Source organism: Psychromonas aquatilis (assembly GCF_038155185.1).
Taxonomy (GTDB): domain Bacteria; phylum Pseudomonadota; class Gammaproteobacteria; order Enterobacterales; family Psychromonadaceae; genus Psychromonas; species Psychromonas aquatilis.
This window is the reverse complement of sequence record NZ_JBAKAZ010000007.1, coordinates 87,699-100,875: the sequence shown is the minus strand read 5'-3', so window position 1 is coordinate 100,875 and position 13,177 is coordinate 87,699. Positions and strand designations below refer to the sequence as shown.

At 34.7% G+C, this 13,177-nt stretch carries 12 protein-coding genes; 6 read left to right on the top strand and 6 right to left on the bottom strand.

The features are described 5' to 3' along the window. Positions 1-1,221: 1,221 nt before the first annotated feature. Positions 1,222-1,662, bottom strand: a complete 441-nt coding sequence (locus V6256_RS03345) for a GNAT family N-acetyltransferase (protein WP_341596643.1) — start codon at positions 1,660-1,662, stop codon at positions 1,222-1,224. A 302-nt stretch (positions 1,663-1,964) separates the two neighbouring features. On the opposite strand from V6256_RS03345, the gene V6256_RS03340 reads away from it, so the two are divergent. Beyond that, complete coding sequence (locus tag V6256_RS03340) at positions 1,965-2,282, top strand: hypothetical protein (RefSeq protein WP_341596642.1); 318 nt, start codon at positions 1,965-1,967, stop codon at positions 2,280-2,282. A 730-nt stretch (positions 2,283-3,012) separates the two neighbouring features. Here V6256_RS03340 and V6256_RS03335 read toward each other — a convergent pair. The 4 genes from V6256_RS03335 to V6256_RS03320 are packed head-to-tail and all read right to left on the bottom strand — an operon-like array spanning position 3,013 to position 7,387. After that, on the bottom strand, positions 3,013-4,413 hold the full coding sequence (locus V6256_RS03335; RefSeq protein ID WP_341596641.1) for an APC family permease: 1,401 nt from the start codon (positions 4,411-4,413) through the stop codon (positions 3,013-3,015). A 36-nt stretch (positions 4,414-4,449) separates the two neighbouring features. Then, the gene (locus V6256_RS03330; protein WP_341596640.1) at positions 4,450-5,742 is read right to left on the bottom strand and encodes an NAD(P)/FAD-dependent oxidoreductase; all 1,293 of its coding nucleotides are present in this window, start codon (positions 5,740-5,742) and stop codon (positions 4,450-4,452) included. Positions 5,743-5,787: 45 nt separating this feature from the next. Then, positions 5,788-6,204, bottom strand: coding sequence for a Rid family hydrolase (locus V6256_RS03325; RefSeq protein ID WP_341596639.1), 417 nt, complete (start codon positions 6,202-6,204; stop codon positions 5,788-5,790). 43 nt (positions 6,205-6,247) lie between these two features. Next, complete coding sequence (locus tag V6256_RS03320) at positions 6,248-7,387, bottom strand: ornithine cyclodeaminase family protein (protein WP_341596638.1); 1,140 nt, start codon at positions 7,385-7,387, stop codon at positions 6,248-6,250. A 200-nt stretch (positions 7,388-7,587) separates the two neighbouring features. Between V6256_RS03320 and V6256_RS03315 the strand changes: the two genes are divergently transcribed. Then, on the top strand, positions 7,588-8,421 hold the full coding sequence (locus V6256_RS03315) for an AraC family transcriptional regulator (protein WP_341596637.1): 834 nt from the start codon (positions 7,588-7,590) through the stop codon (positions 8,419-8,421). A gap of 151 nt (positions 8,422-8,572) precedes the next feature. Then, positions 8,573-8,821: a DUF3297 family protein gene (locus tag V6256_RS03310; protein ID WP_341596636.1), complete on the top strand. Its 249-nt coding sequence runs from the start codon at positions 8,573-8,575 to the stop codon at positions 8,819-8,821. Positions 8,822-9,583: 762 nt separating this feature from the next. Here V6256_RS03310 and V6256_RS03305 read toward each other — a convergent pair. Beyond that, entirely contained in the window at positions 9,584-10,459 is an 876-nt protein-coding gene (locus tag V6256_RS03305) for an MYG1 family protein (RefSeq protein ID WP_341596635.1), read from the bottom strand. 239 nt (positions 10,460-10,698) lie between these two features. Between V6256_RS03305 and V6256_RS03300 the strand changes: the two genes are divergently transcribed. The 3 genes from V6256_RS03300 to V6256_RS03290 all read left to right on the top strand — a co-directional run bounded on the left by V6256_RS03300 (position 10,699) and on the right by V6256_RS03290 (position 13,143). Continuing rightward, the gene (locus V6256_RS03300; RefSeq protein ID WP_341596634.1) at positions 10,699-11,271 is read left to right on the top strand and encodes a hypothetical protein; all 573 of its coding nucleotides are present in this window, start codon (positions 10,699-10,701) and stop codon (positions 11,269-11,271) included. 196 nt (positions 11,272-11,467) lie between these two features. Continuing rightward, complete coding sequence (locus V6256_RS03295; protein ID WP_341596633.1) at positions 11,468-12,208, top strand: DUF1499 domain-containing protein; 741 nt, start codon at positions 11,468-11,470, stop codon at positions 12,206-12,208. A 137-nt stretch (positions 12,209-12,345) separates the two neighbouring features. After that, entirely contained in the window at positions 12,346-13,143 is a 798-nt protein-coding gene (locus V6256_RS03290) for an LEA/WHy family protein (RefSeq protein ID WP_341596632.1), read from the top strand. Positions 13,144-13,177: the final 34 nt, after the last annotated feature.

The window sequence follows — 13,177 nt, the reverse complement described above, 5'->3', positions numbered from 1 at the left end:
GATAGTGGATATTATTATCCAGAATTAAAGTGTCCGGTTCAATTAGACCAGAATACTTGGAATAGGATTCACAATCCTAATTAACAACATATACAACTGCGCATAATGTATATTATGTTAAATAGAGTGTTGGAATAGATATGATTGTTAGCTTTGTGGCTGCTTTATTGTGGTTAATTGAACATAATTGTATTTAACATAAAGTATATAACATACTGTTATACTATTTATGTTTTTTGCAGTTTTGTGCTTTTTGTTAACTATTGATTTAAGTATTAATATTAGTTTAAACCAAATCAAATACCGTTATTTTAGCTCGCTATCATTTAATAAATGGCTCTGTTCAATTATTAAAGTGGCTTTAAGCGTCAAAATTGAGCATAAATGAATAAGTTTTCTATGATTAATACACAAAAATGTTTCCTTTCTGATAAACATTCTACTTTTACCCTATTTTTTATTTAATTCTGGCTAGATTAAGCTTTATTCATTACTACATTTACCCAACCTAACTTACTGATTTAAAATTAGCTTTATTGTTTTTTGAATAAAAAGACAACGCTCTGTGCTGCATTCTATAAAACTATTTGAGTATTTACCTTAATTCCTAAAGTACACAGCCTGTTTAAAAGGATGTATTAGCTGATAATTTTCGTTTCTTTATAGATATTAAAAATAAAATACTTATAGGACTTTATATTTTTTTAATTATAAAAATTAATAAAGTGCAACTCCTGGTTATCTTTTTTATAGAAATAATTTCATATTTTATTTTATTAAAATTATTTTATATAAACTTTAGAGATGTTACTGAATTAATTTTTGATAAATATTATTTATTAATGAACTATTAAACTTAATAACCAGTGAGTTAAGATACTTATTCAAATCTTATAAACTATTATTGAATGAAAGATATTGCTATCTAATTGAATTTTCTAAAATACTATTTTCGGAACAGTGGATGATTATTAACATATTTATAATAATTTTTTTAAAAATAATCGTACGTACTAGCCCCCTATTTCTCTGGACTTTAATTTTTGCAATATATTCTTTTAGCAATATAAAGAATTACCTTACAATTAATAAGGTAGGTTTAAAAAATAATTTAAATCACTACAAAGCAACGTGAATAAACTAAGCTTTATTTAGTTAATACATCTTCTGAGAAAAAGTAATGATATAAATTAGTATAGTGTTAAAAAAATTTATTTAATATTATGTTAGTACTTTCTCATACTTATGGGATGTTTTTACTAATGAGAATCCACTTTTTTGATAAAAGATATGAGATTCATTTCGCTCAATATTACTCGCTACCACTAGTTTGTTAAGATTATGTTTGAGGGCCCACCTTTGGCATGCTTCAACAAGTTGAGCTCCTACACCTAAACGTCGGAAATTGGATCCAGTGACTAAACCAGAAATTTCAGCTTTACTACCTGTTTCTAAAGAGATTCTTTTTTCGACCACGGCCCAGCCACATAACTTCCCCTGGTTGGTAACGGCTACGATGGCTGCATGATCAGTTGAAAGCTTAATTAATTTTAACCATTCTTCTGTTTGTTTTTCATTGGTAATGTAACCAAGCTCATTTGTTAACATTGCAATATCGAAAGCATTGTCTAGCGTCGCGGCATCTGTATGAATACTTATCATAATTTAGCTCTCGTAAATTGATTAAAGGTCAGTTAAATCTAAAGTTAGTTCTAATCATAAGCAAGTAACAAATTGTAAAACGCGATGGCCGTCTATTGTTAATTAATTTAATAATAAAATATTTAACTCAAATTTGTATTTTGTTACGCTAGATAGTGATAGGTGAAGTTGTTAAAGCCCTATTTCTAAAGCAGTTTTTAACCTTCTTTTTCTCTCCATACTTTCTCCACATTTATAACCTATAGTTTACACACTGAATTGAAAAATAGTTTATTTAAGAAGAAATCACCAAGAGGTTAAAGATGAAAAACAAATTTTTTATTGTTATGAGTGTTATTTTAGCGGGTTGCTTGACCTTTACAGCACAGGCAACCCCTAACCATAAATCTGAAAATTCGCCTAATCAAACAAAAAAAGTAGTTGTAGTAAAACAACCACAGCAGAAAAAAACAGTCGTTGTTAAGCAACCACAACATAAAAAGGTGGTTAATAAAAAAACTGTCGTAATTAAACAACAACCCAAGCATAAAGTAGTATCAAAAAAACAAGTGGTTGTTGTAAAAAAAAAGCCAGTTAAGCACTCAAATAAACCAAAACATAAAGTAAAAACAACACTGTAATCATTATAAAGTAACGTCAATAACGATCTAAAACATAAGCTACAAGCGATATAGCAGTTAAGTAGTAAATCGCTTTTTTGATAAAAGTACACGTATTTACTGTTGTTCTATGTTTTATAAATGATTAATACCAATTATATTAAATAAGTGATCTAAATTTTGCGCAGAAAAAATGACTTAGTTTAAGGCGTAATTTGAGTTAAATAGTTGTTCTATTTGCGAAAATTACAACGAAGAAATAAGTTATTTTAGCAAGTAAAATAGATCAGTTAATTAGTGTGATTGGTATAATTAACCTTGAATAGGAAAAATGATATGAAATATAAACTAACTTTATTAATAACCGCCCTATTTTCAATAATGCTAACCTTTTCTTCGACGGCTAGTGCTAAACAAGATAATAGACATCATGCGCAATCATCGCATCAAAAGGGCCAAAATTGGCATCACCAAAAAAACAAAAAAAGATATAAAAAGGTCGTTAGAAAACCAAAATATATTAGTCACAAACATGCGCCTAAAAGACACCATAGATCAGCACCGCTAATAAGAATTAATGGTTTTTATCAGCCTGCTGTTTCTATTATATTTTCTCCCTTTAATCACTCACACTGAGTACCACACAGATAAAACGTTTTAACATCGTATAGATAGTGTTGTTAAATAAACGCTTTTAAACATAAAAAATCCCCCTCTCATACGACAGAGGGATTTTTGATCTAGGAGATGTTTAATTCATATCAGGTGTAAATAAACCACGTTTCATATATAACTTAACCCATAATGCACCAATAATACTCAATGTCACTAAGATGCTCCCATTGATAAGAAAAACCATTTGTGTCATTTCAGGTGATGGTGAATTGTTTAATGCGACATACAACATTGCTATAACTCCCAATACTTGTGGGATTGGAAAAAGTGGCGAGCGATATGGACGTCTATGGTTTGGTAGGCGTTTACGTAAGACCATCACATCGATATGCGCAACTACGTAAGCTAATAACCAACTCGTTGTTGCAGCGATAACTAGCATAATTAGAGAGTCAATGCCCAGTGTAAAATAAGGTATAGAGATTAAAACGGTTAACATTACAACAGCAACCCAAGGTACATTGTATTTATTTAACGCTTTTAATTGTGGAAAAGCTTGTTTTTGTTCTGCCATACCGTGCAACATTCTAGGTACTGAGGCAAGAACGGTATTCATAGTACTACACGTCGCAGCAATACCTAAAATCGTCGCAATCAGTAAACCGCTTTGTCCAAACACTGCATTTGAGTAATCTAAATATGGAATTGGTGAGCCTAATATCGTTTCCGTATCTAAATAATAACTAGCACCAACAACAAATAATAAGAAAATAGTAAAAATTAAGAAGATTGAAAGGTGCATGGCTTTAGGAATATTTTTTTCAGGGTTTTCCACTTCTTTGATCATTGGGCAGATATATTCAACCCCTACCATTAACCACATTGCTAAAGCTACAAGTCCAATGAAACTGCCATCTAATACACCATTAAAGCTCCAATCTACTTCAGTACCTGTTAATTCAGAATGTGGAAGACTAAACCCTGTTACTGCCAATACACTAATCAATACTAAACCACTTACTAAAATAAACGCTAATATGTTTTGTACTTTAGAAAATATATCTGCGCCAATTAAATTAGTAACCGTCAAGACCAATAAGATAATAAAAGGTAATAATTTTTCTGGTAATAACCCCGGTAATAACTGTCCAAGCATGGCATCAACAAGGAACATTTCAACTGGAATAGCCAAAACACCCACGACCACATAACCTGCAAATACCGAAACAATCGCAGGAAAATGGCCAATTGCTTTTTGAGTATAAGTCGCTAAAGTACCTTCATGTGGAAACATTAAAGACAACTCAGCAAAACTCATTGCATTAAACTGAGAAATAATAAAAGCCACGATCATTGCGGCAATAAATGATGTTGCCCCAAATCCAACTCCTTGCGTAGCTGAAATCATAGCCCCTTGTGCAATAACAAGTCCAATACAGATACAAATCATTGCCGTAAATGACATCTTTGTGTTTTTTTTAGACATCTTGTGCTTACTTTTACCGCCTAGATAGGCTGACTCTGCTAAATCGTTCATATTTTAATTCCTTTTATAAATGATGTAAGTGATTGATTACCAGCGTTCAAATTTATAGGGTGATGGATTGATGATCGGCGTATGGTTGGAAACAAGGTCTGCTGCCAAATGCCCTGCTGCAGGCCCCGTACCAAAACCATGCCCAGAAAAACCTGTCGCAATTGTTAATCCAGGTATTTTTTTTATATGGTCAATAACAGGATTTGAGTCTGGCGTCACATCTATGATTCCAGCCCAAGTTTCATCTATTTCTGCATTGTCAAAAATTGGCCAAGCTTTGCGCGTATTATCTATCGCTTCTTTAATTAACGCAGGATTACTATTAGGATTTGAAGTACGAACCTGCTCAAAGGGCGATATTTCGTTTGCTTTCCAGTGCCTTTTTATCTTTAAATCTTTGATAAAGTCACTGCCAACAGATACCCTTAAGAAACCTCTTTGGGTTTTTAATTGTTTTAAATAGCGCCAGCCAATTGTTAAGTGATCTAAAGTAATCGGGGCATCCAATGCACCACGTTGGGTTAATATATAACCGCCGTTTTGGTGCTTTCTAAATGAGAAATCAGGGCCGCCTACTGATATATTAGTAGGACCTTGCATCTCTTTTGTTCTTAAAACAGAACACACCAGTGGTAAAGTAGGCAAAGATATTCCGTGATTGTTTAAGAAACGTCTAGACCAAGCACCACCTGTTAATAACGCTTTATTACACTTTATTTCTCCGTGCTCAGTGATAACGCCTGTTACTTTACCTTCGCTTAGATTGAGCTTTCTTACTGCACAATGCTGAATAATAATGGCACCTTTTTTAATTGCAGCTTTCGCTATTTCAGTGGCAGCAATTGCAGGTTCGGCTTTACCGTCAGAGGGAGTATAAACACCGCCCACCCATTTTTTTTGACCACCAGGAACCAAGTCTTTTACCTCTTCAGCAGTCAGTAATCTTGAATCTAAATTGAGTGACTTAACTGAATTTAACCATTGACTATGATTTGACATTTGCTCAGCATTTTCTGCTAGAAACATAATGCCACAGCGTTTATAACCAAGATCGTGGCCGATACGTTGCGGCATATCTTGCCATAATTTATCGGCAGCAAGTGCTAATGGCACATCTTCATAATGACGGCTAGTTTTACGGATCCACCCTAAGTTCCTTGATGATTGTTCTCCAGCAATATGCCCTTTTTCGATTAGAACAACTGGTATATTACGTTCTGCTAGCGTTAATGCTGCAGACACCCCAACAATACCGCCACCGATAATCACAACGGATGTTGTATTCGGTAGTTTATTTTCAGTTTGAATTTTTTGTACAGTAATTGTCATTCCATATCCTTAGTTACTTAGTAGAAAGTGAACTTCTTCAATGACTTAAATATTAATTAATGATGTTTCTGCTTTTGCAGCACCACGAAAAGCGGTCAATTCGACTTCAACTTTGTAGGTCATTGAACCAAGTGGAGGACAGGTCACAGTGGTAGCGGGATCAATTCCTTTAAATTTTTTGCCTATATATTCCATTGTGGTGTGTATATCTTCTGGGTTTTGAATAAATACACGTGACATCACAACATCGTCGAGTCCAGAGTCAACGGCAATGAGTGCTTTTTCGATATTACTAAAAACCTGCTCAGTTTGTTCAATGAGATCATCAGGTATGACCTTGGTTTCAGGGTTTCTGCCTGCCGTATTTGAAACGTAAATCCAATTATCTACTACCACAACACGAGAATAACTACCAATTTTTTCCGTCGCTGAACCTGTTTTTACTTTTATAATTTTTGTCATTTTTTAACTCTCTTTTAAATTGATCAAAGGTAATGGACATTGCCTAGCGCAGTACAGGTGTTTCCCAAAGATTTAATGGAACCCCGATATTATTTTTAAGTGCGTTGCGATAGACCTTAGTTGCCCATGCCACATCTTCGACAGGTAATCCACCGACAGAAAGAATAATAATTTCTTTATCATCTTTACGTCCAAAGGCTTCACCTGCTGTAATCTTTCCTAGATCTTCAAGTTCATTTTTTGCCAATAAACCTTGTTCAAGCATATCTAGAAAACGTACACCAATAATTGGAATGTATTGATGTGCAGGTTTAGGTACTTCTTCAAACCAAGCTTCATACAGACCAGGGTTATCCAAAACTTTTCTTATTTCAGGCTTTTCCATATCCTCATCTAATCGGCAATATGCTGGCATTGATAAAAATGCACCTTCCTTAACCCATTCACGTTTAACTTCTGGGTAGCTTGAAACATCACCTGTTTCACCTGAGTTACAGTAGGTAACGATATCTGAACCTCTCACCACTTCTTCTAATGAATCGACAGCTTTAACATTAGTTATTTGAGGATAGGTTTTAGCAATCCAGTCCATGAATTCATTGAGACTTTTTTGTCCACGTCCCTTCACTTTCACCGTATCGATATCAGGACAAACAGCCATAAAAGCGGCGATTGAGGTTTTTCCCATCACGCCAGGACCTAATAAGCCGATTACTTTTGAATTTTTTCGTGCCAAGTGACGAGCCCCTACACCAGGTACGGCTCCGGTACGATAAGCTGATAACAAATTAGCGGACATGTAGGCTAATGGAGCCCCAGTATGTACGTCGTTCAGGATGAACATTAGGATTGAGCGCGGCAAGCCTTTTTCTCTATTAGCAATGTTCGAACCGTACCATTTCACGCCACAAGTTTGGTAATCTCCACCAAGGTAAGCTGGCATCGCCATTAAACGGCGATCCGCGGTATGGGCTGGCATAGTGTTGAATTCAGGTTTTTCTGGAAAAGTAATCATAGCCCCATGAGAGTCGTTATTCTCTCCGGCCATACGGTAGTCGCCCTTGTAAAGCAGTTTGAACATGTCTTCCATGGTGTCGACACAACTTTCCATATCAGTTACGCCCGCTTTAATCATGTCCTGCTCAGATAGGTAGATAAAATCAATTTTTGTATTCTCTGACATATTAGTTCCTTTAAATAGTAGTCAATTTATTACTCAGCTAGCTTGCGTTGAATGTGTCTAGCTGCTCTGAAATCGATACTATCCCCTCGCTGATACTGGGTATTGTATTTTTGCGACATTTACAAATGTTTATTTTATGAACTATTTGGCATCTATTTTGCTGAGTATTATTGATGAAGTTAACTAAGTGGATACTTGAAATGATAGCGAATACAATAAAAACAAACCTAAGCCAAATCCATCACAAGCAACCTTGGTTGGTGATGAATGCAGCTAAAAAATTCTCGTTAGCAAATTCATCTCATCCAGTAATTTCTCATTTTTATGCCTTTGAAGCTGGCGATGTTAAACAAACACCTTTTGCCATTCCTGATGGCTGTATTGATGTCTTATTTGACTGTCATAAAGAACACCCTACTGCAGAGGTTTTTGGCACACCATTAGAAGCAGTTGATATTAATTTAACAAGGAAACACCGTTATTTTGGGATTCGTTATAAACCTAGTGTAATGCCAGATTTTCTAAACCTTGCGGCCAGTGAGTTGGTTAACAAGCATTACAGTCTTTTAGATTTGATACCTACTTCAAATCAATTAGTTGATGAGATAACAAGGGAAAAAAATTTCGCTTCACAAATTATGGCGTTTGAGACATTCATGGCTAAAAAACAACAACGAAAACACTCAGACTTAACTGCTTTCGTTGTTAAGCAAATCTGCCTAAATCAAGGTAATATCAAAATTAAAGATTTGGAAGCGTCAACAGGATTCACGACTAGAACTTTGCAACGAAAATTCCAAGATGATATGGGGGTTTCACCTAAGGTATATAGCCGTATCATTCGCTGTCAATCAGCGGTATATAAGATAAACCAAAGCGATAATGTAAGCTTCTCTGATTTAGCATTTGATTTAGGATTCACTGATCAACCACATTTTTTAAGAGAGTTTAAACGTTTAGTTAGTACAACGCCTTTACGTTACCAAGGTAAAGTTAAACACCAATCCTATCTCAATAAAATTCAGTATGCATGAGCGATTAAAGTGCAAAAGCGCGCTAAACTAGCGCAATTTAATTCTTAATCGGCGTTTATTACAAAATTAATTAATAATTATCTCTCGATGCTTGAGCAGATTTATTATATTGCTTACAATGACCCACTTTTATTTATTACAGGTTATTAGCATGAACGACACTACTACTAAACCCACTTTACCAGATCGCTTTTCAGGTAATCCTCGTAGCCCTTTCCATGTAGAAGAAATTTTTGAATATGAGATTGGTATTCGCTTAAACGGCAAAGAACGTTTTGATGTAGAAGAATATTGTATTAGTGAAGGTTGGGTTAAAGTTGCAGACCATAAAGCACTAGATCGTCGTGGCCAGCCATTATTGCTTACTAAAAAAGGCACTGTTGAAGCATTTTATCGTTAAAAATAAGATCGCGATTCACTCTGTTTAACGACGTCATCAAAATAAAAAATCGAAGCTTTGCACTTCGATTTTTTTCGACTTTTCAATGATAAGGGGTGATAATACCAATCTGTAAAATTAACTGGTCAGTTTCATCCAATCCCTAAAGCACATACTTTCCCCCCTTTCCTTAGATGGATACTCACCGATTTATTACGACTCCTTTCTCAGCCTATCTTGTAGATGCTGTTAATAAAACAAAGCACTTCGCCCCTTTATCTTGTTGCATTTTACTTAGATGAAATTTGCTTTGGTTTTTATACCAATCACACTAATTAACTGATCTATTTTACTTGCTAAAATAACTTATTTCTTCGTTGTAATTTTCGCAAATAGAACAACTATTTAACTCAAATTACGCGTAAAATTTAGATCACTTATTTAATATAATTGGTATTACTTTGATGCAAGCAGGGAGACTAAAGTCACCGCCCCGAAGCGAACGTCAATACTACTCAGCTTAGTTACTCACCCACTTATTAACGCTAAGTCTACTCACTTTTAGGAATTGAGCAATTTGGATTCGTGAATGGCCATCTTGAAAATGTCCTAAAGCCAGTAAACCCACTTTCATTTGTAATGAAGTTTGCTTACGGGCAAATACTTTAAAATCTGTCTTTTTTATATGCTCTATCTGAGTCGCTTTAATCACAATAGATAAATAAATTAGATCATATTTTTACTTAGATTGGTATAACCACTTAATTCAATGATCAGTTAATGTTAACCCTGATAGGCTAATGCCATTGCAGCCATTTTCATTGTACTTTCGAAAGATTCTGCTCCAGCAATAAATAAACCATTATGACAGAACATCGCATCATCTAATTGAGTAACGTCTTTTAAAGCTTGATCTGATAACCCAGCCCATGGTGCTGGTAATGATTTACGATCTTCGAATGATCCTGGTTCAACCGGCACTGTTTGAATTCGCCATTGACCTGTTGTAGATGGGTAAACCATGTATAAAGCTTGCTCAGATAAGGCATGGACAGTTCTTTTCCAAGGAATGTATTTATCTAAAACAATCACGCGTGGGTCTTGTGCTTTTTCAATCGCCTCTGCAACTAAAGCTTTAGCATTTATGCCACCGCTAGCGGCTGCAATAAAACGCGCTAGCACACGTGAAGCAAACTCAACAGCTTCATCAAAGCAGCGGTCAAAATTACTTTCTTCTTGCCAAGTTGGATTAAACATAGAAATAGTCTGGCTCAAGCTAATACCTTGAGAAACACCTTCAACATGACCACAGTCAATAGCGTCAATCGTTGATACTAGTCCATTATCAATAGACTGAGCTACGTTTTCATCATTTTCGCAGATTTCTAAACCATACTTCTGCCAAATTAAGCCGAATGAAGAGTAAGGAATACCATTTTCTCGTTGCCCAGCTCCGCCACGTTGATGATGGTCAAAACGTCCTTTTTCTGGATCGTACTCACCACCGACATCAATCACTAAATCTGCGTTATTGATTATTTCTAAATTACGCGTTCTCACCAAATTAAATTCAGGAAATATATATTTAAGAGCTGCAATGCTGAATACATCATCAGCATGAAAGTTACCATTGTGTGTCGCTATTGTTATTTGAGTCATTTATTTTTATATCATTTTGAATGTGTTAAGAAATCGTACTTGGCGGTTTTATTATTTGTTTGCAATTCTATACTATGCAGGTGAACAAGCAAAGGACAGTCAAGCTTAATTAAATAAACCTTATTAAGTTGTTATCGCTTATAAATAACTTGAAAATGAGATAATTGCAGGACTTTTATACTGTTTATCAAAGTTAATTCTAGTAAGATATAACTCATAATTTTATCAAGGAGTTACAAATGGATATGCTAGACGAGGTGATTGGAATTTTAACCTATTACCACGGTGAAAATGGCTTTGAAATGAATCCAATGGTTTCAACAGAGATTGAACATTATGCACGTGCTGTATTAGATATACCTGATGATGAATATGTAATGATGGCAGCTCGCACCTCTTTTACTATGTTTCATCGTGGGTTAGTGATTGGCCGAGATGCAATTTACTGGCGTAATGACGTTTCAATAAAAACCACTGTTAACACATTAACTTGGCAACAATTAAGCGAACGTACAGGTCAATTTAAAGCACATAGACGAGTGTTGGAATTGGGTGATGGTGCTGTCCTTGATAATATTGGTTCTCTCAATAAAGTCAGCGTGCTAATTAACTTACTTGATTTGCTAATTGATAAGTACAATGAGCAAGAAGGTGAATCCAGTGGTTTTATTTTTGAGGGTGACAAAGTAGCTACTTTAGTAAGAGCTATTCCAGAAGATAAACAAGCTATTAAAGCTGAAAGTGAAGCGGCTGCCGCTGATGCTGCAACGGTTAGTTTTCTAGATTTACTAAAAAAATTAATCGGTAAATAACCCTTCTTAATGGCTATATAGACCAGTCTACTGTTTTTCAATGACACTAGATTGGTCCATTTTCTTCATATTTACTCTTCAGCAAACAATACATTTAAACGATCAATCTTCTCTAGTAAGTTTTAACTCACACAACGAAGTGACAAACAGTCCAGATAAAATACATTATTGATATAAAACAAACCATGGAGCACCTATGAAAAAAATTGATTTAGGTAAATACGCGTTAGTCTTAGCTGTTATTGCCTTATGCACCTCTTTATTGATGGTATTTGGATCATCACTTGGGTTATGGGAACCCATTGTTGGTTTTAAAGCAAGTCGACAATACAATGATTTAGTTGGCTATATGGTTGTTTTAGTGGCATTAGTTGCTGTTATTTATGCTTTATCAACTAAGCAAAGCTATATTAAAGCAATCATTTCTTTAATTTTAGGTATTGCGATTCTGGGGCCAAATTTAATCGGTAAAATTACTCATACGGTTAAATATCCTCCGATCCACGATATTAGTACCGATACAGTAACCCCGCCAGAGTTCAAGCAGTTAACTGATGACAGAGAAGGTGCAATTAATACACTTGTTTATGGTGGTGATGATATTGCGAAACAACAAGTGATCGCCTTTCCTCATATAAAATCAATTCAATCTCCTCTTTCTCCAACAGATGCTTTTACAAAAGCCATGCATATTGCAAAATCAATGGGTTGGACGATGGTCGTAGAAAATCCTGTTACTTTACATTATGAAGGAACAGCACATACCCCTTATTTTAATTTTGCCGACGATATTGTTATCAGGGTAAAAGCAAGGCAAACAGGAAGCATAATCGATATACGCAGTGTTTCACGTATTGGGCGTGGAGACAGAGGTGTAAATGCACAGCGAATTTCAACCTTCATTGAGCACTTTAACCAAGCTAATAATAAAGCATAAGCGTACTCATAACTTTCACGTTATAAAATCTAAAAAGTCACTATGTATAGTTTGGCTTTAAATGTAACATGCGGATACAAGGGTATTATTTTTTAATATCCTTTACAGTAAACCCCATTGTTTTAATTAGGAATATCATGTTTAAAAATGTATTAATTGTTTCTTCCATTGCAGTCTTGTCTGCTTGTAGTTCGATACAAGACTTTGCAAAAGATTACGTGCAGCAACCAACAGTAAATTATAAATCTATTTCGGTGGGTGAAGTTTCAACTGATTTAATTGAAATAAATCCTACTTTTAATGTGACTAACAATAATAGTTTTGCCATGCCTATTGACGATATTTCTTATCAATTAGCATTAAATAATGAGCAATTATTATCAGGTCAAACAGAGCAAATCGGAACACTTCCAGCAAACTCAGATAAAGATGTCACTTTATCGCTTGGTTTAACCCAAGATACTCTAACTGCTATGCAACAGCTTTTATTAACTCAAGATAAAGTTGATTATCAAATAAAAGGGAGTGTTAATACCATGGGGGTTGCCATTCCTTTCGAACAATCTGCCACCTTATATGTTCCACAAGTATCTATCGCAGATTTAGAAGTGATCAACGCTGATTTTGATAAATTAGATATTGTCCTGACATTAGCAGTCGATAATAAAAACGATTTTAGCCTACCGTTAGACGATGTTGACTATTTAGTGTCGTCAAATGGAAGTGATTTGTTTAATGGTAGTTTAAATAGTCAAGAAATCGAACAAGGTGAAAGTTTAATTACACTGCCATTAGTGGTTAAACCTAACGATTTATTTAGCAATGTATTTGCATTATTAATGAATCCAGAGCTACCGTTACACTTTGAAATAACGTCTCCACTTTTCACTAAAAGTTATGATCAAACCATTAATCTCACCTCTTTATTTAAGTAGTTAAAATTATTTTAGGTTATCAATATAAATTGAT

What these genes read in the sequence shown, in the direction of transcription:
- V6256_RS03345 (WP_341596643.1), bottom strand. Translation starts at nt 1,662, where the DNA reads ATGATAAGTATTCATACAGATGCCGCGACGCTAGACAATGCTTTCGAT.
- V6256_RS03340 (WP_341596642.1), top strand. Translation starts at nt 1,965, where the DNA reads ATGAAAAACAAATTTTTTATTGTTATGAGTGTTATTTTAGCGGGTTGC.
- V6256_RS03335 (WP_341596641.1), bottom strand. Translation starts at nt 4,413, where the DNA reads ATGAACGATTTAGCAGAGTCAGCCTATCTAGGCGGTAAAAGTAAGCAC.
- V6256_RS03330 (WP_341596640.1), bottom strand. Translation starts at nt 5,742, where the DNA reads ATGACAATTACTGTACAAAAAATTCAAACTGAAAATAAACTACCGAAT.
- V6256_RS03325 (WP_341596639.1), bottom strand. Translation starts at nt 6,204, where the DNA reads ATGACAAAAATTATAAAAGTAAAAACAGGTTCAGCGACGGAAAAAATT.
- V6256_RS03320 (WP_341596638.1), bottom strand. Translation starts at nt 7,387, where the DNA reads ATGTCAGAGAATACAAAAATTGATTTTATCTACCTATCTGAGCAGGAC.
- V6256_RS03315 (WP_341596637.1), top strand. Translation starts at nt 7,588, where the DNA reads ATGATAGCGAATACAATAAAAACAAACCTAAGCCAAATCCATCACAAG.
- V6256_RS03310 (WP_341596636.1), top strand. Translation starts at nt 8,573, where the DNA reads ATGAACGACACTACTACTAAACCCACTTTACCAGATCGCTTTTCAGGT.
- V6256_RS03305 (WP_341596635.1), bottom strand. Translation starts at nt 10,459, where the DNA reads ATGACTCAAATAACAATAGCGACACACAATGGTAACTTTCATGCTGAT.
- V6256_RS03300 (WP_341596634.1), top strand. Translation starts at nt 10,699, where the DNA reads ATGGATATGCTAGACGAGGTGATTGGAATTTTAACCTATTACCACGGT.
- V6256_RS03295 (WP_341596633.1), top strand. Translation starts at nt 11,468, where the DNA reads ATGAAAAAAATTGATTTAGGTAAATACGCGTTAGTCTTAGCTGTTATT.
- V6256_RS03290 (WP_341596632.1), top strand. Translation starts at nt 12,346, where the DNA reads ATGTTTAAAAATGTATTAATTGTTTCTTCCATTGCAGTCTTGTCTGCT.